Source organism: Kitasatospora sp. NPDC058243, from assembly GCF_042882025.1.
GTDB lineage: Bacteria > Actinomycetota > Actinomycetes > Streptomycetales > Streptomycetaceae > Kitasatospora.
The window spans coordinates 69,156-86,814 of the sequence record NZ_JBHVWW010000014.1 but is presented as its reverse complement, the minus strand read 5'-3'; the positions used below and the strand labels follow the sequence as shown (position 1 = coordinate 86,814).

17 protein-coding genes and 1 tRNA gene are annotated in these 17,659 nt (G+C 73.9%); 11 read left to right on the top strand and 7 right to left on the bottom strand.

Going from position 1 to position 17,659, the window contains the following annotated elements:
* Positions 1-15 precede the first annotated feature (15 nt).
* Both ACFVX9_RS12770 and ACFVX9_RS12765 read right to left on the bottom strand, forming a co-directional pair.
* Entirely contained in the window at positions 16-1,026 is a 1,011-nt protein-coding gene (locus tag ACFVX9_RS12770; protein WP_380370330.1) for a carbohydrate ABC transporter permease, read from the bottom strand.
* An 83-nt stretch (positions 1,027-1,109) separates the two neighbouring features.
* Positions 1,110-2,420, bottom strand: a complete 1,311-nt coding sequence (locus ACFVX9_RS12765) for an extracellular solute-binding protein (protein WP_387981561.1) — start codon at positions 2,418-2,420, stop codon at positions 1,110-1,112.
* Between the two features lie 426 nt (positions 2,421-2,846).
* On the opposite strand from ACFVX9_RS12765, the gene ACFVX9_RS12760 reads away from it, so the two are divergent.
* Positions 2,847-3,740, top strand: a complete 894-nt coding sequence (locus ACFVX9_RS12760) for an IclR family transcriptional regulator (protein WP_387981559.1) — start codon at positions 2,847-2,849, stop codon at positions 3,738-3,740.
* A 997-nt stretch (positions 3,741-4,737) separates the two neighbouring features.
* A tRNA-Val gene (locus ACFVX9_RS12755) sits at positions 4,738-4,813 on the top strand.
* A 153-nt stretch (positions 4,814-4,966) separates the two neighbouring features.
* Here the strand turns inward: ACFVX9_RS12755 and ACFVX9_RS12750 are convergent.
* Positions 4,967-5,524, bottom strand: coding sequence for a universal stress protein (locus tag ACFVX9_RS12750; RefSeq protein WP_380486759.1), 558 nt, complete (start codon positions 5,522-5,524; stop codon positions 4,967-4,969).
* Between the two features lie 166 nt (positions 5,525-5,690).
* Positions 5,691-6,362 carry a TetR/AcrR family transcriptional regulator gene (locus ACFVX9_RS12745; RefSeq protein ID WP_063350252.1) on the bottom strand — a complete coding sequence of 224 codons (672 nt, stop codon included), beginning with the start codon at positions 6,360-6,362 and terminating at the stop codon, positions 5,691-5,693.
* Positions 6,363-6,486: 124 nt separating this feature from the next.
* Here ACFVX9_RS12745 and ACFVX9_RS12740 point away from each other — a divergent pair, with 124 nt between their 5' ends.
* Positions 6,487-7,305 carry an MOSC domain-containing protein gene (locus tag ACFVX9_RS12740; protein WP_387981557.1) on the top strand — a complete coding sequence of 273 codons (819 nt, stop codon included), beginning with the start codon at positions 6,487-6,489 and terminating at the stop codon, positions 7,303-7,305.
* 125 nt (positions 7,306-7,430) lie between these two features.
* Here the strand turns inward: ACFVX9_RS12740 and ACFVX9_RS12735 are convergent, their stop codons facing one another.
* Positions 7,431-7,823 (bottom strand): ribonuclease, encoded by a 393-nt coding sequence (locus tag ACFVX9_RS12735; RefSeq protein ID WP_063350250.1) that lies wholly within the window; start codon positions 7,821-7,823, stop codon positions 7,431-7,433.
* A gap of 291 nt (positions 7,824-8,114) precedes the next feature.
* On the opposite strand from ACFVX9_RS12735, the gene ACFVX9_RS12730 reads away from it, so the two are divergent.
* Positions 8,115-9,734: a carboxyl transferase domain-containing protein gene (locus ACFVX9_RS12730; protein WP_387981556.1), complete on the top strand. Its 1,620-nt coding sequence runs from the start codon at positions 8,115-8,117 to the stop codon at positions 9,732-9,734.
* A gap of 551 nt (positions 9,735-10,285) precedes the next feature.
* The gene (locus tag ACFVX9_RS12725) at positions 10,286-10,660 is read left to right on the top strand and encodes a transglycosylase SLT domain-containing protein (protein WP_244293519.1); all 375 of its coding nucleotides are present in this window, start codon (positions 10,286-10,288) and stop codon (positions 10,658-10,660) included.
* A gap of 269 nt (positions 10,661-10,929) precedes the next feature.
* Here the strand turns inward: ACFVX9_RS12725 and ACFVX9_RS12720 are convergent, their stop codons facing one another.
* Positions 10,930-11,409: an HD domain-containing protein gene (locus ACFVX9_RS12720; RefSeq protein ID WP_380342521.1), complete on the bottom strand. Its 480-nt coding sequence runs from the start codon at positions 11,407-11,409 to the stop codon at positions 10,930-10,932.
* A gap of 108 nt (positions 11,410-11,517) precedes the next feature.
* Between ACFVX9_RS12720 and ACFVX9_RS12715 the strand changes: the two genes are divergently transcribed.
* The 4 genes from ACFVX9_RS12715 (at position 11,518) to ACFVX9_RS12700 (ending at position 14,675) form a co-directional block, all read left to right on the top strand.
* The gene (locus tag ACFVX9_RS12715; RefSeq protein ID WP_063350247.1) at positions 11,518-12,441 is read left to right on the top strand and encodes an AEC family transporter; all 924 of its coding nucleotides are present in this window, start codon (positions 11,518-11,520) and stop codon (positions 12,439-12,441) included.
* 119 nt (positions 12,442-12,560) lie between these two features.
* Positions 12,561-12,908 (top strand): hypothetical protein, encoded by a 348-nt coding sequence (locus ACFVX9_RS12710; RefSeq protein ID WP_159398553.1) that lies wholly within the window; start codon positions 12,561-12,563, stop codon positions 12,906-12,908.
* A 168-nt stretch (positions 12,909-13,076) separates the two neighbouring features.
* Complete coding sequence (locus tag ACFVX9_RS12705; RefSeq protein ID WP_380486766.1) at positions 13,077-13,964, top strand: alpha/beta fold hydrolase; 888 nt, start codon at positions 13,077-13,079, stop codon at positions 13,962-13,964.
* A 183-nt stretch (positions 13,965-14,147) separates the two neighbouring features.
* Positions 14,148-14,675, top strand: a complete 528-nt coding sequence (locus ACFVX9_RS12700) for a hypothetical protein (protein ID WP_380370351.1) — start codon at positions 14,148-14,150, stop codon at positions 14,673-14,675.
* A gap of 64 nt (positions 14,676-14,739) precedes the next feature.
* Here ACFVX9_RS12700 and ACFVX9_RS12695 read toward each other — a convergent pair whose 3' ends face one another.
* On the bottom strand, positions 14,740-15,003 hold the full coding sequence (locus ACFVX9_RS12695) for a dsRBD fold-containing protein (RefSeq protein WP_063350242.1): 264 nt from the start codon (positions 15,001-15,003) through the stop codon (positions 14,740-14,742).
* 317 nt (positions 15,004-15,320) lie between these two features.
* Between ACFVX9_RS12695 and ACFVX9_RS12690 the strand changes: the two genes are divergently transcribed.
* Both ACFVX9_RS12690 and ACFVX9_RS12685 read left to right on the top strand, forming a co-directional pair.
* Positions 15,321-16,301 (top strand): DMT family transporter, encoded by a 981-nt coding sequence (locus ACFVX9_RS12690; RefSeq protein ID WP_380487255.1) that lies wholly within the window; start codon positions 15,321-15,323, stop codon positions 16,299-16,301.
* A 90-nt stretch (positions 16,302-16,391) separates the two neighbouring features.
* Positions 16,392-17,621 (top strand): GNAT family N-acetyltransferase, encoded by a 1,230-nt coding sequence (locus tag ACFVX9_RS12685; RefSeq protein WP_387981553.1) that lies wholly within the window; start codon positions 16,392-16,394, stop codon positions 17,619-17,621.
* Positions 17,622-17,659 lie beyond the last annotated feature (38 nt).

Sequence of the window (17,659 nt, the reverse complement as noted above, 5' to 3'; positions counted from 1 at the left end):
CGGGGTTCAGGGCGCTCACAGTTCGTTCCCCGTCCGTCGCAGGGTGCGGATGTAGAGGACCGTCGGGATCACCAGGATCAACAGCATGATCACGCCGATCGCCGCGCCGAGCCCGTACTGCGAGGAGGCGAACGCCTTCTGGTACGCGTACACGTTGAGCACCAGGTTCTGGCCGGCGATGCCGCCGCCCTCGGTCATCACGTAGATCTGGGTGAAGACCTTGAAGTCCCAGATCACCGACTGGATCACCACGATGGTCAGGATCGGCCGCAGCATCGGCGCGGTGATCCGGCGGAAGGTCGTCCAGGTGTTGGCGCCGTCCAGGGCGGCGGCCTCCATGATCTCCTCCGGGATCGCCCGGATCCCCGCGTAGAGGGTGACCATCACGAAGGGGAAGGAGTGCCACACCACGACGGCGCCGACGATCAGGAACGCCGTCCACTTGTCGTAGAACCAGTTGAACTCGTGGAAGCCGGTGAGCCCGAGCTTCACCAGCGTGTGGTTGACCAGGCCGAGGTTGGTGTCGAACAGGAAGCTCCACACCGTCGAACCGGTCATCGCCGGCGCCGCCCAGGCCGCCATCGCGGCGGTGGTCAGCACCAGCCTGGGCCACCGCCCGACCTTGGTCAGCAGGACGGCGAGGGTCGCGCCGACGGCCAGGGTGGCGACCACGCAGAACGCGGCGAAGCCGACCGTCTGCAGCAGCACCGACCAGAACTGGCCGTCGCTCAGGATCTTCGAGTAGTTGCCGAAGCCGACGAAGGAGGTCGGGGCGCCCCCCGAGGCCTGGGCCTGCCCGAAGTCCAGCACGGACAGCAGGCCCAGCTGGTAGATCGGGTAGGCGACCAGCGGGATCAGGATGACCGCGGCCGGCAGGAGCAGCAGCAGCGGAGGCCGGCGGCGCCGGCCGCCCGAGGGTGCGGCCGGCGCCGTGCCCCCACGGCGCCCGCGCGGGGAAGGCGGCGCCGTCGGGGCGGTCGTGGTGGATGCGGACACGTGCGGGACCTGCTCTCTTCCGCGGACCATGAGGTCGGTGCGGGACCAGGAGGTGGTACGGGACCAGAGGTTGGGGGTGGGGCCGGGGGTCGGAGGCGGGTGGGCAGCCGCCGTCAGTGCACGGCGAAGGCCGAGGTGATCTGGTTCGCGGCGTCGCCCGAGGCCTTCGCCACGTCCGCCTTGCCGGTGACCACCTGCTGCAGCATGGTCGGGATCACCGCCTGGGCGTCGATCTGCGCCCACGCCTGGTCGAGCGGGACGAACCTGGTGCCGGCCGCGATGGTGTCGGTGAACGGCTTCAGGAAGGCGTCCTTGGCGGCGACCTTGCCGCTGACGGACTTGAGCGTCGGCAGGTTGCCCATCGCGTCGTACATCTGCTCCTGGTACGCCGGGCCCGCCAGCAGTTCGGCGAATTCGAGGGCGAGCGTGCGGTGCTTGGCCGCCTTCATCACGCCGAGGTTGTTGCCGCCCGCGAACGCCGGGGCGATCGAGCCGGCCTTCTCCCCGGGCAGCGGCACCACGCCGTACTTGCCCTTCACCGGGCCCCCGTCGACCTTGCTGCGGCTGGAGTTGGGCAGGATCGCCATCGCCGACTTGCCGGCCGCGAACAGGTCGACGGTCTTGCCGCCGGTGAGGTCGGCGCACTGCTGGGCGGGGCAGCCGTCGGCGCCGAAGAGATCGGTGTAGCGCTTGATCCCGGCCTGCGAGGCGGGCGAGTTGATGGCCGCCTTGTACGCGGAGCCGTCCTTGGCGGCGATGTCGCCGCCCGCGTCCCAGACGAACGGCAGCGCCCCGAAGGTGTACTTGCCGCCGACGGCGATGCCGAAGGTGTCGGGGTGCGCTGCGTGGATCTTCTGGGTGGCGGTGACCAGTTCGGCGTACGAGGTCGGCGGGGTCAGCCCGGCCTCGGTGAACAGGTCGCTGCGGTAGTAGAGCGCGCGCACGGCGACCCACCAGGGCAGGCCGTACGTCTTGCCGTCCACCACGGCGGTCTTGACGATCGCCGGGTCGAGGTCGCCCTTGTCCTGCCACTTGTCGAGGTCGGCGCCGATCTCGGCGAGGCCGCCGGCCGCGACGTAGCCGGGGAGGTCGGTGTTGCCGAACTCGACCAGGTCCGGGGCGCTGCCCGGGTCGTTGAAGGCGCCCTTCATCTTGGCCGCGCGGGCGGAGGCGTCGGTGTCGATGTAGCTGACCTTGACGGTGACGCCCTGGTGGGAGGCCTGGAACTCGCTCACCGCCTTGCCGACCACGGCCTCCTTGGCCGCGTTGCCCGCCTCGTTGTACAGCCAGACCTGGAGGGTGCCGGTCCGGTCGTCGGCGGCCTTGTCGCCGGCCGGCGCGGCGGTGCCCGGCGCGCAGGCGGTCGCGGCGAGGCAGCTGGCGGCGAGCACGGCGGCCGCGGCAGTCCGTCTGATGAGTCGCATGGGTGGAGAACCTCCCCTCCCGACAGTTGCCGCCGAGACGTGCGCCGCTGGGGACGGGTACGTCGAAGCAGGCCCTGACCGGGGCCGATGGTGGGTGTGGGTGGAGGACGGCCCGGACGCGTTGGGGGGCGTCCCGGGCAGGCCGGTACGGGGGTGCGGCAGGGCGGACCGTTCGGGTGGGGCGGCGTCGCCTGCTCGATGGCAGGGACGTTAAGCGCGGGCGATCGGCGCCAACAAGAGGGGGTTCGGGAAGTTTTGCACTGCACAACGTTGTGTCGAAGAAGCGGCGTTGCGAACGCGAACGGGTACCTTCTGACAACCGCCGCCGTCGAGCGGGGGAACACCGGCAGAACGCGGCAGCAGCACACGGCAGCAGTACATGGCAGCAGCACTCGACAGCGGAACGAGACAGGGGACGGACCACCCATGACGGAGACGGGGCCCGACGCGGAGACCGAGCGGCCCGCGGGCACGGCGGCCGACAGACCCACCGGCGCGGCGGCCGAACGGCCCTCGGGCGCGGCCGCCGGGCGCAAACCCGCGACCGAACGCAACCAGTCGTCCTCGCTGCGCCGCGCGCTCGCCGTCCTCGGCCACGTCCGCGACCACAGCGACGGGCGCGGCGTCCCGCTCGCCCAGCTCGCCGAAGCGCTCGGCCTCAACAAGAGCACCGTGCTGCGGCTCGCGGGCCCGCTGCTCGACGAGCACCTCCTCGACCGCGACCGCGAGACCGGCTGGTTCCGGCTCGGCCACGGCTCACTGCGCCTCGGCCAGGCCTACCTCTCCACCCTCGACCTGCGCAGCGTCGCCGCCGAACACCTGCGCCGGCTCCAGCGCGAGGCCGGCGAGACCGTCCACCTGACCGTCTGGCAGGCCCCCGGAATCGTCTACCTGGACAAGGTCGAGGACGAGACCAACGTCCGCATGGCCTCCCGCGTCGGCAGCCGGGCCCCCGCCTACTGCACCGCCACCGGAAAGGCCATCCTCGCCTGGCTGCCCGACGAGGCCGTCACCGAGGTCGTCGCCGCGGGCCTGCGCCCGGTCACCGCCTGGACCATCTCCGACGAGACCCGGCTGCGCGCCGACCTCTCCCGGATCCGCGCCCGCGGCTACTCCATCGACGACCGCGAGAACGAACCCGAGGTCCGCTGCGTCGCCGCACCGATCTTCGACCACGCCGGCGAGGTCACCGCCGCCCTGTCGGTCTCCGGCCTGACCTCCCGCATGACCGCCGCCCGCGTCCGCGCCCTCGGCCCCGTCGTCGCCCAGGCCGGACTGCGGATCTCCCGCGAACTCGGCTCCGACCGCCAACCGTCCTGAATCACCGGCGGAACTCGCCCGCCTCACCAAGTCCTGACCGCGCACCGAAACAGCCCGAAAAAGCGAATGAGGCCCGGCGCCTTTTGAAAGGCACCGGACCTCGTCCGACAATTGGAGCGCCAGGCCCGGATCGCACGGACTCTTCCTACTGAAAGTAGGACGTGCTCTGGTAGCACCACTGACGCCTGACGAGGAATCATCTCCCTCGCGACACCCAGAACAATACCAGCCCCACAGCCACACACCGAACCCCCGCCAACCCCCACCCCAAAAGCAAACAAGGCCCGGCACCCTTTGAAAGGCACCGGACCCCGTCCGACAATTGGAGCGCCAGGCCCGGATCGCACGGACTCTTCCTACTGAAAGTAGGACGTGCTCTGGTAGCACCACTGACGCCTGACGAGAAATCATCTCCCTCGCGACGAGAAGTACAGTACCAGCTCCGTGATCAGGCACCGAACCGGAGGCGAACCCCGCATGACGAGCGCTCAACCCGAGGCCATCCCGTACGCCGACGGGCGGCTGATGGACGTGCACCGCCCGCCCGTCGGCACCGTCGGGCCCGCGCCCGTCGTACTGCTGTGGCACGGCCGGGGCCCTGACGAGCGCGACGTGCTGCGGCCGCTCGCCCGGGAGGCCGCCGGGCTCGGCCTGCTGGTGCTCGTCCCGGACTGGCGCTCCGACCTGCCGGACGGCGGCCGCGCCGAACTGCTCGCCTCGCTCGCCCACGCCCGCCACACCGCCGCCGCGTACGGCGGGGACCCGGACCGCCTGGTCCTGGCCGGCTGGTCACTGGGCGGCCGGGAGGCCATAGCCGTGGCCACTCACCCGGACACCCCCGCCGAGCAGCGTCCCATCGCCGCCGTCGGCATCGCCTCCAGCTACGCCCGCCCGGCGATCACCACCGGGGACGCCCCCCTCGACCTGCTGGCCGATCAGCCCTCCCCCGTCCCGCTCTGGCTGGTCCACGGCACGGAGGACGGGGTGCTGGACATCGAGCACACCCGGCAACTGAGCGCTGCTCTGACAAAGCAGATGTCGGCGGTACGGGTTCTCGAATCCGCCACCGACCACGCGGGCGTCGTCATGACCGTGTACGACGCCGGCGCCGACCGCTGCCTCCCCACCACCGCCGAAGCCGTGCTGCGCGCCGGCCGCCGGACCGCCGCCGTCCTCGCCGAGGCGGCCGGGCTGTCGTAGGCGGGCGGCGCCGCGGCGGGCGCGGCCTACTGCCCCCCGACGAGGGAGCGCAGGCCGTGGCCGCGTTCCATGGCCTCCAGGTCGCGCTGCAGCGGCGGCCGGGGGACGGCCAGGACGGGGCAGCTCGCGTGCCGGACGCAGTAGGCGGCGACGGAGGGACGCAGCGCGCGGGAGAGGCAGCCGCGGCTGCTGCCGGCGCCGAGGACGAGCAGGTCGTCGGGGTGGTCGGCGAAGCGGACCAGGGTGTGTCCGGTGTCGCCGCGGACGGCCTGGCAGCGCAGCCGGACTCCGGCGTAGCGGCCGGCGAAGGCCTCGTCGAGGGCTTGCCGGAGCCGGGCGACGGCGGCGTCGCGGCCTGCGGTGATGGCGGCCGGGCAGGGTGTGCGGCGGTAGCCGATCTCTTCGCCGGGTGAGGTCCAGCAGAGGAGGGCGAGGACCTCGGCGTCGGTGCGGTGGGCTTCGGCGACGGCGTGGTGGAGGGCGGCGAGGCTGCCGAGCGAGCCGCTGACGCCGACGACGATCCGGCCCGCGCGGTCGGCCCGCTCCGCTGCCTCGTCCGCGCCGGATATCTCGCTGTCCGCCATGGTTCGCCCCGCCTCTCGGTCCGTACCGCCGTGCCGTGCTGTCGTCCTCCAGCAAAGCGGGCCGGCACCGCACCTCCGGCGCCCGTTGACACGCCTCTGACGCGCGCGCGGGTGTTCCGTACGTGTCCCTGATGCTCCGGGGCCGCTACGGCGTGGAGCAGCTCGCCTACGCCCCGGGTGGTTCGGCTTCCCAGAGGTCGGCGAACATCCGGTCGAGGTGTTCCTCGCCGATCGGGGGGACGGGCAGCGGGTGGATGGCCTGGGCGCGGAAACCGTCGAGGAGCAGGGCGAGGTAGCGGCGCCAGAGGTCGGGGCGCAGGTCGGTGGTGGCGGGCAGGGCGCGGCAGAGCGGGCCGAGCAGGAAGAGCAGGTCCATGGCGACCACGTCGCGCCGCATGGTGCCCTGGTCCTGGGCGCGGGCGATGAGGGCGCCGACGGTGGCGGCGTTCCGGCGGCTGATCTCGATCATGCCGGGGATGGTGGGGATGGCCTGGGTGACGAGGTCGTTGATGCCCCGGTCCGCGGCGACGAGTTCGAAGATGCGCTCGAAGTAGCGTTCGAGGGCGGTCCAGGCGTCCGCGGCGGCGAGGGCTTCCTCACCGGCCCCGGCCAGGCCGACGGCGGCGTCGGCGAACACCTCGCCGATCAGCGCCTCACGGGTCGGGAAGTGGCGGTAGAGGGTGGCGTTGCCGACGCCGGCCTCCTTGGCGATCTGGTCCAGCGGGACGTCGAGGCCGTGCCGGGAGAACATGCCGCGGGCGGCGGCGAGCAGCAGATCGCGGTTGCGCTGGGCGTCGCGCCGGAGCCGTCCCGGGGGGTTCGCGCTGCTCGGTGCCATGTCCCGACCCTAGCAATCCCGGGGGCGGGCGGTCGGGGGGCGGTCAACTACCCTACGGAGGCGTTGATTCCGCACGGGGTCCGCGGCGGCCCGCGAGGGGCCGCGGTGAGTCGAGGGGGCGGCCATGGCCGAAGTGGTGGAGTTGCGGTACTACCCGGTGAAGGGGTGTGCCGGGGTCGAGGTGGCGCGCGCGGAGCTGACTCCGGCGGGGCTGGCCCACGACCGGGCGTTCATGGTGGTGGACGAGGACGGGGTGTTCCGTTCCCAGCGCCGGGACCGCCTCCTGGCCACGGTCCGCCCGACGGTCGGGGAGGACGGCCGCCGGCTGACCCTTGACGCCCCGGGCGTGGAGCCGGTGACCGTCACCGTGGACACCGAGGGCCCGCGCCGGGCGGTCCAGCTGTTCGGCGCCCCGTTCTTCGGGATCGACCAGGGCGAGGAGGTGGCCGACTGGCTGTCCGGGGTGCTGGGTGTCCGCAGCCGGCTGGTCCGGGTGCCGCCGGAGCACGACCGGGTGTCCGACGGGCTGGTACCGGGCACGTCCGGCTACGCCGACAGCTGCGCGGTGCACCTGCTGTCCCGTGCGTCGCTGGAGCGCTTCAACGCGCTGAGCGGCGGACTCCCCATGTCGGTGGACCGGTTCCGCCCGAACCTGGTGGTGGACGGCTGGGACGAACCGCACACCGAGGACCTGACCCGCCGGATCACCGTGGGCGGCGCCGAGCTGGCCTACGCCAAGCTCGCGATCCGCTGCTCGGTGACGCTGGTCGACCAGTCGACGGGCGCCAAGGCCGGTCCGGAGCCGCTGCGGACGCTGGCCGGCTACCGCCGGGCGGCGGGCGGCGGGGTCGCGTTCGGCAGCAAGTTCGCGGTGCTGCGGCCCGGCACGCTGCGGGTCGGGGACGAGCTGGTGGTGGACGCCTGGGGGCCGTCCGAGCTCTGAGGCCGGTCGCGGCGGGCCGCCAGGGCGGGGGCCGCCCCTGGCGTTCCTGCGGGCCCGGTGTTCCTGCGGGCCCGGCGGCCCCGGCGGATACGTGCGCCGGGGCCGGGAGGGGCGTGGGGCGCGTGTCAGCAGCCCTGGTCGATCAGCGAGAACGTGACGTAGTGGTCACCGGTGTAGTAGTCCTCCTGGGTCGCCTGGCCGGTGATGATCCGGCGGGTGCCGCGGGTCGGGGCACCGGGCGTGATGACGGTGTACTCGTGGTAGTAGCCGTAGGACTGGCCGGGCAGGACGTGCTCCCTGTTCTGGAACACGACGCCGTCCTGGGAGTACGGGAACGGCCCGTCGGTGGCGATCAGGTTGAGGGTGTCGGTCGCCTCGGGCGGGAGGGTGGACAGACACACCGTGCCGCTCACGTCGGCGTGCGCCTCGGTGGCGACGGCGACGGGCGCGAGGGTCATCAGGGCGACGGCGGTGACGGCGGCAGCGCGGGTCTTCCACGCGCGTAGAGTGCGGGTCATGTCCACCAGTGTGACCAGCCACCGACAACTCCGGAAGCCCTGCGACAAACTATTAACCGACGGGTAACTCGCCTGCCTGACCAGCGACTTGAGCCGTATCCCGACCCCGGACCGAACCCCGCCGGAGCCGTCCACGAACCGCCCGGACACCCCATGGGTCGACCGCCGTCGAACTAGCGACCTGACCGCTGTCGGCCTCCTCACAGCTTCCTCACGTTCGCTCCCCGCTCCAGTCGCGCCGCATAGAGTGACGGATCATGTCGGGCCGGAACGACCGCTGACGGGGTGGGCATGAACACGGGGACAACGGGCACGGGCACGGGAACGGGCGCGGGAGCGCACCCGAGCCCGAGTGCGGGAACGGGCACGGGCGCGCCGCTGACCGCGCGGCAGCTGATCGGACTGCTGGTCGACCCGGGCGCCTTCCAGGGCTGGGACGAGCCGCCGACCGACCCGCCCGCAGGCCCGCCCGCCGACCCCGGCTACCGCGCCTCGCTCGACCGGGCCCGCGCACGCACCGGTCTCGACGAGGCCGTCCTCACCGGCGCCGGCCTGGTCGGCGGGCGACCGGTGGCGCTGGTCGCCTCCGAGTTCGGCTTCCTCGGCGGCTCGATCGGCGTCGCCACCGCCGAGCGGATCACCCGCGCCGTCGAGCGCGCCACCGCCGAGCGGCTGCCGCTGCTCGCCCTGCCCGTCTCCGGCGGGACGCGCATGCAGGAGGGGTCGGCAGCCTTCCTGTGCATGCTGCGGATCACCGCCGCCGTCCAGGCGCACCGCGCAGCCGGTCTCCCCTATCTCACCTATCTACGGAACCCGACCATGGGCGGGGTCTTCGCCTCCTGGGGCACGCTCGGCCAGCTGGTGTTCGCCGAGCCGGGCGCCCGGCTCGGCTTCCTCGGCCCGCGCGTGTACGAGGAGCTGCGCGGCGTGGAACTGCCCCCGGACGTGCAGCGGGCGGAGACGCTCGCCGGGCGCGGTCTGGTGGACGCCGTCGTGCCGCCGCAGGAGCTGCGCGAGCTGGTCCGCCGCACGCTCGCCGTCCTCGCCACCACCGCGCCCGCCCCGGGCAGCGCCGACGCCGGCGGCACCGGCGCCCCCGGCCCCGACCACACCCCCGACCACACCCCCGACAAGACCGCCGAACACCCCGACGCCTGGGATTCCGTGCGCCGCACCCGTCGCCCCGACCGCCCGGGCACCCGCGAGCTGCTGCGCCACACCGCTGAGGAACTGGTGCTGCTGGACGCCCCCGGCGGGCGGGACGGCGCGCTGGTCCGCGCCCTCGCCGTCCTCGGGGGTCGGCCGGTGCTGGTGGTCGGCCAGCAGCGGCAGACCCCGGAGCACGAGCGCCCGTTCACCGCCGCCGACCTGCGGGCCGTCCGGCGCACCGCGCGGGTCGCGGAGCAGCTGGGGCTGCCGCTGGTCACGGTCGTGGACACGGCCGGGGCCGAACTGTCCGCGCAGGCCGAGCTGGACGGGATCGCGGTCGAGATCGCGCACTGCCTGACCACCCTGCTGGCGCTGCGCACGCCCGTCCTGGCGGTGCTGCTCGGCCAGGGCTCGGGCGGCGGCGCGCTGGCGCTGCTCCCGGCCGACCGGGTGCTCGCCGCCGGGCACGCCTGGCTGGCGCCACTGCCGCCGGAGGGCGCGTCCGCGATCGTCCACCGGGACGGCGGGCACGCCGCCGAGCTGGCCCGCTCCCAGGGCATCGGCGCGGGCCACCTGGCGGAGGTCGGGCTGGTGGACGAGGTGGTCGAGGAGCGGCCGGACGCGGCGGACGAGCCGGAGGCGTTCTGCGCACGGCTCGGACGGGCGGTCGGTGCCGCGCTCGGCGGGCTGGCGGCGCTGCCGGAGCCGGACCGCCTCACGGCGCGGGCCCTGCGTCACCGCCGCCTCGGCGATCTCCGCTGAACGTCGGCGACCGCCGCTGAACCCCTGGTGGGGGCCGTCGATCTCCGCCGCAGCCCGACGGTCTCCCCCGGGCCCCAGCGGGTGTGGCGCCGGTCTCAACGGGGGCGAGATCGTCTGTACCCAACGTGCCGGCCGCAGACCGGCGGGTGACGGCCGCAGCGGCCCAAACGGTGAGTGCGCTCACACCGGAATGCGGTCCACGACGGGCGATAGTGGCAGCTTCCGGGCACCCGCGCCACAGCCTGCCGACGGGGTGTTCGCACAGGTCACGACCGGTCGGCGCGCCCCGCGCAGCCGGCCCTTCGAATCCACGGCGGCCGCCCCCCGTACGACCGGAGGTCGTAACAAGGGGGTCTTGGCGGCGCCCGATCCGGCATGCCAACAATGGCTCAGTCGTCAGCCGCACCGGCACCTGTCCCGCCGGTAGCGACTTACTGCCAGGTCACGCCCCACGACCGTTTCGGCCCCTGTCCGGCCGTGGTCCAAGGCGGGGCGTGACCCGGCCCAACCTGATTGAGGTCCTGTTCTAGATGCCCACTTTCAAGCTCCGTATGCGCACTTCCGCCGCGATCCTCGCCGGCGCCGCCGGTCTGACCGCCCTGGGCGCGGGTGTGCTGCCCGCCACCGCGAACGCCGCCACCCTGTCCCCGCAGGCCGTGGCCGCCCAGATCGTCCCGGCGAACCAGCTGGCCTCCTTCAGCCAGATCATCGCCCACGAGTCCAGCTGGAACGTGACCGCGACCAACGCCAGCTCGGGCGCGTACGGCCTGGCCCAGGCGCTGCCGGGCTCCAAGATGGCGACGCACGGCTCCGACTGGAAGACCAACGCGACCACCCAGATCAAGTGGGCGCTGGACTACATGAACACCCGCTACGGCAGCCCGAACGCCGCCTGGAACTTCTGGCAGGCCAACCACTGGTACTAAGCCGACCACCTCGGCTCACCGGACTCCACCCGCATCCTGACCACTCCCCCCTCACCCCGGGGGTCGGACAGGGATCACCGGGGTGACCCCAGAGGGCCCGGGCCCGCGCGATCCGCGTGGCCCGGGCCCTCTCGTGGTTCGCGCACACCTCTCGCAGGTCGTGCGGCGCCTCCCGCGGTTCGCCCAGCCCGCGCCCCGGCTCGCCCGACCCGCCCCGCCGTTCGCCCAGCCTGCTCCTGGTTCGCCCAGCCCGGGCCACGCCCCGCCGCTCAGAGCTCGCCGGTGAGCCCGAGCAGTTCCCGCATCCGCGCGTACTTGGCGGCCAACCGCTCGGCGGTGGCGACGTCCAGCGCGGCCAGCCGGGCCGGGTCCGAGTTGTGGGCGAGGTCGGCCCGCTTGACCAGCAGCGCGCCCGGCGTGGCCAGGACCCGCGCGGTGTACGCCTCGACCGGCTCGTCGGGGCGGCGGGTGAGCGCGTCCACGATCGTCTTGGTGGCCCCGGGCAGCGCGGCCCCCGCCAGCCACTCCCGGCTCAGCCGGTCGTCCTCGACGGTGTCGTGCAGCCAGCCCGCCGCGATCTGGGCGTCGCTGCCACCGCGCGCGGCCGTCCCGTGCGCGACCGCCGCGATGTGCTCGCCGTACGGGTGGCCGTTCTTGTCGACCTGCCCCTCGTGCGCACGGCGGGCGATCGCCTCCACCTCGGCCAGGCTCAGGTACTCGGGTTCCGTCGGCGCGTTCTCGGGCTCCATCGGCTCATCGTAGGCCCGTGGTCTGCCCGTTCACGCTCACTGGTTTACTGCCCCGGGGCGGGAGACCCCCGGCCCACCTGGCAGACCGTCCGAGCGATCCGAGGAACCATGCCATCCCTGCACCCCCTGCTGTCCGGATTCGCCCCGATCTGGGCGCTGACCGGGATCGGCTACCTGGTCGGCCGGACCGGGCTGCTCGGGCCGCACGCGGAGCCGGTGCTCAACCGGTTCGTCTTCCACGTGGCGATGCCGGCCTCGCTGTTCCTGATGATCGCCCGCACCCCGCTGGACCACTTCGCCAACCCCTCGATGCTCGCCTTCACCGCCGGCACCGTCGTCTCGATCGGCCTCGGGCTGCTCGCCGGGCGCCTGCTGTTCCGTCGCAAGACCGGCGAGTTGGCGATCGGCGCGATGGCCTGCGGGTACGTCAACTCGGCCAACCTCGGCATCCCGGTGGCGATGCAGCTCCTCGGCGACGCCTCCTTCGTCGCGCCGGTGGTGCTGTTCCAGATCCTGGTCGTCACGCCTGCGGTGCTGGCCGTCCTCGACGGCGGCGCGGCCGGCCGCCGGGCCCTGCTCACCCTGCCGCTGCGCAACCCCATCCTGTTGGCCACCGCGCTCGGCGCCGCCGCCTCCGCCGGCGGGCTGCACCTGCCCGCCGAGCTGAACCGTTCCTGCGAGCTGCTCGGCGGCGCCGGCGTGCCGACCGCCCTGGTCGCCCTCGGCATGTCGCTGCACAACCGCCCGCCGGCCACCGGCCGTTCGCGCCACGCCGAGGTCGGGCTGACCGTCGCGGTCAAGACCCTGATACAGCCGCTGGTCGCCTTCGCGGTGGCCGGCCCGCTGCTCCACCTCCCTGCGCACCAACTCCTCACCGTGGTGCTCTTCTCCGCCCTGCCCACCGCGCAGAACGTCTACGTCTACGCCCGCGAGTACGGGCAGGGCACCGGGCTCGCCCGGGACTCGGTGCTCTGGTCGACCCTGGCGTCGATGGCGACCCTGTCGGTGATCAGCTGGTCCCTCGCCGCGTAGCCGGAGCCTTCCGGAGAGGTGACGGCCACCCGTACACGGCACGACAGTTGTCACCCGCGAGCCGTACAAAAGCGGGGAACCGGGGCCCTCGCCGGGCTCCCGGTGGAATGCTGGCGGCCATGAGCCAACCGGACCTTCGTTCCGCAGAGTTCCACCACTGTCCGTCCGTCGTCACGCTGCCGCAGACGGACGTGGACCACTACAACACCGTTCCGCGCGGTGCCTTCCTGATCGATCCGCGCCTGCGCTGCGACCTCGCCGGCGGGCACGGCGGCACCCATTCCGCGCTGGTCCAGGGCGTCGGCTTCGACCTGCACTGGGCGTCCTGGCCCGAGTACCTGGTCGAGGTCGGGCCGCGCTGCCCGGCCGTCGGCCCGCACGAGGGGCCGGAGCCGCCGCGCGACCCCAACATCTGCCTGCTGCGCGAGGACCACCCCGGGCCGCACTACGGCGAGACCTGGTTCTGACGCCCCGCCGGTCACTCCACCAGACCGGTGGTGCCCGCCGAGTCCAACCGCAACGCCTTCCCGAGCCGGCCCGGGGGCACCACCCGGCCGGCCCGGGAGGCGCCCAACAGACGGATCAGCGCCCGCAGACCGGTCGGGTGCCTCCTTACACCCCCGCGGAGGCCCATCATGTCCGCCCGCACCACGCCCTCCCCCACCCGCACCGCCGCCTTCCTCACCGCCTACGACGCGCTGCTGGCCCGCTGGCCCGTCCCGGTCGAGCACCTCACCGTCCGAACAGCCCACGGCACCACCCGGATCAACGCCTGCGGCCCTCCCGACGGCCGCCCCCTCGTCCTGCTGCACGGCGGCGGCGCCACCTCCACCATGTGGTTCGCCAACGTCGCCGCGTGGACGGCCGCCGGGCACCGCGTCCTCGCCCCCGACCTCATCGGCGACCCGGGCCGCAGCGTCCACGACGGCGCCCCACTCGCCGGCGTCCCCGGGCTGCTCGGCTGGCTGGACACCGTCCTCGACCGACTCGGCCTCCCCCGGGCCGACTTCTGCGGCCACTCCTACGGCGGCTGGATCGCCCTGGAGTACGCCCTGCACGCGCCCGCCCGGGTCGGCCGGCTCGCCCTCCTCGATCCCACCCAGTGCTTCGCCGGCTTCCGCCCCGACTACCTGCTGCACGCCCTGCCGCTCTTCCTCCCCCGCCGCACCGCCGCCCGGGCCCGCTCCTACCTCGACTGGGAGGCCGGCGACGGCCCCCACCCGGACCCCGGCTGGCGCGAGGTCTACGCCCTCGGATACGCCGACTTCCCCGCCACCCGCGTCATCACCGGCCCCCGCCCCGGCCTCGACCGGCTGCGCTCCCTCACCACCCCGACCCTCGCCCTGTTCGCCGAACACAGCCGCACCCACCACGCCCCCCGGATCGCCGAGGCCGCCCGCCGCGCCCTGCCCGAGGCGACGGTCGCCGTCCTGCCGGGCCTCTCGCACCACCACCTGCCCATGGCGGGCGCGGCGGAGGTCAACGCCCGACTGACCGGATTCCTCGCCGCCTCCCGCGGCTGACGGCGGGGCCGTTCGGACGGCACGGACGCCACGCCCGCGCCGAACCGGCCCGGCCGCTGCGCGCAAGCCGCCGGCGACGGATTGGCCCGAACTCACCAGTGTCGCCAAATCCCTTGTACCGCACTCGACTTGGCGCTGGCAGACTGGCGTCGCCACGTCGGCCCACCACTCCCTGGAGCAGCCATGCCCACGTTCGTCCGACGCCTCGCCCCCGCAGCGGTGCTCGCGCTCACCGCGCTGGCCGCCACCCCGGGCAGCGCGTTCGCCGTGGACCGCGACGGGCCGGCCGTCGCCGCCTCGGCGGGCGAACACCCGGGGCTGACCTGGACCGCCCTGGAACAGCGCGCCGGTGTGGTGCACGTCGGCACCGACGGCGCCAGCAACCCCTACCTCGGAGACACCTCCGCCGACACCGAACTGCCGGTGCTCTGCCTCCACCAGGACGGCCGCCCGGCCCCCACCGGGATCCCCACCGCCGGCTTCCACAGCTGGGCGGGCGGGGAGGTCGCCGCGACGGCCCCGACGGCCGGGTCCGACCTGACCAGCCGGGACGACGCCGACGGGCTCTGCGAGGACTCCTTCGGCGCCGGCTGGCGAATGGCCGAGTTCCACGACGGGCAGGGCTGGTCGCTCTGGGCGGCCGGCACCCTCCCGGCGGGCACCCGGTTCTGGACGGCGATCAACGACCAGCCGGCCAACCCCTGGTCCTGACGCCCGCGCGGCCCCGAGCCGCCCCGCGCAAGCGCGGCGACGGGGACGGGGACGGGGACGGGGATCAGTAGATCAGGTACCCCGGGCGGTGTCCTTCGTCGTCGATCTCCCCGGTGGCCTGCGCCCGCAGCTTGCGGGACAGCTCCTCCAGGGCGCGGGAGGCCGCGACCTCCTCACCGATCCTGGCGAGCGGGCGGTCGTCCGTGCTCTTCATCGACTCCCCGTGGGCGCGCAGGCCCGGCGCCCGCGCACCGGTCAGCCTGGCCTCGCACGCCGTGTGCACTCCGTCTTCCTCGAAGCTCAGCTCCACGTCCCACTGGTTGTGCATGCCACACCTCCTGGCAGCGGCCCCCTCGCGCCTGTCCGGACCGGCACGGACGGTGAGCCGTGGCGGCCGCTCACACCAGCGTGCGCCCGTCCGACCCATGGCGGCAAGCGGGCCCGGCCCGGGGCTGCGGGCCCGGCCCCCGGGACCAGCTCCCCCGCCCCGGAGCTCCCGGCCCTGCCTGCTCCCCGCCTGCTCCCCGCCGCCGACCGGGCCCCGCCGCCGACCCGGCGGTACGCTGACGAAAGCGCGCCGCGACCGCCGACCGAACCTGGACCCGCCGGTGCGGCGCGGGCAGTGACAAACCGGGTGGTCCCTCCGTGGCGGTCTTCCTCCTCGCCCTCGGCGCCGCCTGCTGCCTGGGCCTCGGCTTCGTCCTCCAGCAGCACGCGGCGCAGCGGGCGCCCCGTGCCGACCTGCTGCACTGGCGGCTGCTCCTGGACCTGATGCGGATGCCCGAGTGGCTGCTCGGCACCGGGTTCATGGTGTGCGGACTGATCCTGTCCGCGCTCGCCCTCAACCAGGGCGAAGTCTCGCTCGTCGAACCGCTGCTCGCGACCAACCTGCTGTTCGCCATGGCGCTCTCCCGGGTGCTGACCCGCCAGACCCTCGGCCGCTCGGGCTGGGCCGGGGTGCTGCTGCTCGGCCTCGGGGTGACGGCGTTCATCGTGGCCGGCCGGCCCACCGGCGGCGGTGCGCCCGCCGGGGAACTGCGGCACTGGCTGGTGGTCGGCACGGTGGTCGGGCTGACCCTGCTGCTGGTCTCGCTGGCCCGGCGGCTGCCGCTGTTCGAGGAGGCCACCCTGCTGGCCCTCGCCGCCGGCCTGCTCTACGGCCTCCAGGACGCGCTGACCCGCACCACCACCCAGCGCCTCGACCACAGCGGACTGGACGCGGTGCTGCGCAGCTGGCAACCGTACGCGGTGGTGGCGGCGGGCGTGGTCGGGCTGCTGCTGGTGCAGAGCGCCTTCGAGGCCGCGCCGCTGCGGATGTCCCTGCCGGCACTGACCGCCGCCCAGCCGCTGTCCGGGATCGCCTGCGCGGTCGGCTTCCTCGGCGACCGGCTGCGGGTGACGCCGGGTGCGCTGGCCTGGCAGTCCGCCGGACTGCTGGCCATCGTGGTCGGGGTGATCGTGATCGGCCGCCACCCGGCGATGCCGGGCAGCGTCCGCGAAACCCTGGAGGGCGTCGGGGCACCGCCGGAGGACGAGCGGCCCGAGGAAGGCCCCGGGAGCCGTCCGGGAAACAGTCCGGCCGAGAACCCGAACGACCCGGGGCACAGCTCCGGCGCCGGAGCGTAATTCGCTTGACCGGGCCACAGGTCAACGCTGCACTGTGGCGAGGCACACGAGCCGTGGTGCCGTCGTCATCCAGGGGAGGAAGCGGCAGCAATGGAGATCCGTCCGACAACCGATCAGGACCTCGACGTCTACGTCGACACGCTCCATGCTGCGTTCGGGCTCTTCCCGGAAACCCCGACCGACGGCGGCGGGCTCTGGTGGTCGGCGACCGAGATGGACCGCAACCTGCTCGCCGTGACGGCGGACGGGCGGCCCGTCGGCACCGCCGGCGCGTACACCTTCGAGCTCACCCTGCCCGGTGAGGCCATCGTCCCCACCAGCGGGGTGACCGGCGTCGGCGTCCTGCCCTCGCACCGGCGCCAGGGCGTGCTCACCGCGATGATGCGGCGCCAGCTCGCCGGGTTTCGGGCCCGCGGGGAGTTCCTCTCCGTACTGCTGGCCTCCGAGGCCGTGATCTACCGCAGGTTCGGCTACGGACCGGCGACCTACACGCAGCGGCTGACGGTGCCGCGCCACCGGGCCGCCTTCGCCCTCCCCCGGGCGCGCGGAACGGCCGACACCCCGGCGGCCGGCCCGGACACCGGCTCGATCGAGCTGCTGCGGCGTGCCGAGTGCGGCGAGATCCTGGAGACGGTCTACGACCGGTACCGCCGCACGCAGCCCGGCGCGCTGTCCCGGCCGCACCGCTGGTGGGCCTCGGGCGCGGGGCGGCCCCCGGTCTCCTCGGCGTCGCGCTACGTCGCCGTCCACCGGGATGCCGGCGGTGTCCCGGACGGCTACGCCTGCTACTCGCTCGCCGACGGCACCTTGACGGTCGACGAGACCATCGCCACCGACGACGCCGTCGCCACGGCCCTGGCCCGGTTCGCGCTCGAACACGACCTGGTCTCCCAGGTCGTGTTCAAGCACGTTCCGTCCGACCACCCGCTGCGCTGGCAGCTTGTGGACTTCAACGCCGGCGAGAGGAGCAGCAGCACCGACTGGCTCTGGGTGCGGCTGCTGGACGTCCCGCGTGCGCTGACCTCGCGCGGCTGGTTCGTGGACGGCGAGCTCGTCCTCGACGTCGACGACCCGTTCCTCGGCGAGCACGGCCGCTACCTGCTGACCGTCCGGGACGGGAAGGCCGAGTGCGTCCCGACGGACCGGGAGCCCGACCTGTCCCTGGACGTGAGCGACCTGGGCTCGGTCTACCTCGGCGGCACCACCCCGAGCACGCTCGTGCGGGCCGGGCACATCCGGGCCCACCGCCCGGGCGCGGCCGCCCTCGCCGACGCCCTCTTCAGCGCCGAGCGCGCCCCGCACTGTCTGCACTGGTTCTGACCGGCTGGTTCCGACCGCACGCCCGCCTCGCCGCCCCT

Excerpts from the sequence above, each read along its gene's own strand:
- ACFVX9_RS12705 (WP_380486766.1), top strand. The coding sequence starts at position 13,077 with ATGTCCGCCCGCACCACGCCCTCCCCCACCCGCACCGCCGCCTTCCTC.
- ACFVX9_RS12700 (WP_380370351.1), top strand. The coding sequence starts at position 14,148 with ATGCCCACGTTCGTCCGACGCCTCGCCCCCGCAGCGGTGCTCGCGCTC.
- ACFVX9_RS12710 (WP_159398553.1), top strand. The coding sequence starts at position 12,561 with ATGAGCCAACCGGACCTTCGTTCCGCAGAGTTCCACCACTGTCCGTCC.
- ACFVX9_RS12715 (WP_063350247.1), top strand. The coding sequence starts at position 11,518 with ATGCCATCCCTGCACCCCCTGCTGTCCGGATTCGCCCCGATCTGGGCG.
- ACFVX9_RS12735 (WP_063350250.1), bottom strand. The coding sequence starts at position 7,823 with ATGACCCGCACTCTACGCGCGTGGAAGACCCGCGCTGCCGCCGTCACC.
- ACFVX9_RS12770 (WP_380370330.1), bottom strand. The coding sequence starts at position 1,026 with ATGGTCCGCGGAAGAGAGCAGGTCCCGCACGTGTCCGCATCCACCACG.
- ACFVX9_RS12760 (WP_387981559.1), top strand. The coding sequence starts at position 2,847 with ATGACGGAGACGGGGCCCGACGCGGAGACCGAGCGGCCCGCGGGCACG.
- ACFVX9_RS12720 (WP_380342521.1), bottom strand. The coding sequence starts at position 11,409 with ATGGAGCCCGAGAACGCGCCGACGGAACCCGAGTACCTGAGCCTGGCC.
- ACFVX9_RS12765 (WP_387981561.1), bottom strand. The coding sequence starts at position 2,420 with ATGCGACTCATCAGACGGACTGCCGCGGCCGCCGTGCTCGCCGCCAGC.
- ACFVX9_RS12730 (WP_387981556.1), top strand. The coding sequence starts at position 8,115 with ATGAACACGGGGACAACGGGCACGGGCACGGGAACGGGCGCGGGAGCG.
- ACFVX9_RS12740 (WP_387981557.1), top strand. The coding sequence starts at position 6,487 with ATGGCCGAAGTGGTGGAGTTGCGGTACTACCCGGTGAAGGGGTGTGCC.
- ACFVX9_RS12750 (WP_380486759.1), bottom strand. The coding sequence starts at position 5,524 with ATGGCGGACAGCGAGATATCCGGCGCGGACGAGGCAGCGGAGCGGGCC.
- ACFVX9_RS12745 (WP_063350252.1), bottom strand. The coding sequence starts at position 6,362 with ATGGCACCGAGCAGCGCGAACCCCCCGGGACGGCTCCGGCGCGACGCC.
- ACFVX9_RS12725 (WP_244293519.1), top strand. The coding sequence starts at position 10,286 with ATGCGCACTTCCGCCGCGATCCTCGCCGGCGCCGCCGGTCTGACCGCC.
- ACFVX9_RS12685 (WP_387981553.1), top strand. The coding sequence starts at position 16,392 with ATGGAGATCCGTCCGACAACCGATCAGGACCTCGACGTCTACGTCGAC.
- ACFVX9_RS12695 (WP_063350242.1), bottom strand. The coding sequence starts at position 15,003 with ATGCACAACCAGTGGGACGTGGAGCTGAGCTTCGAGGAAGACGGAGTG.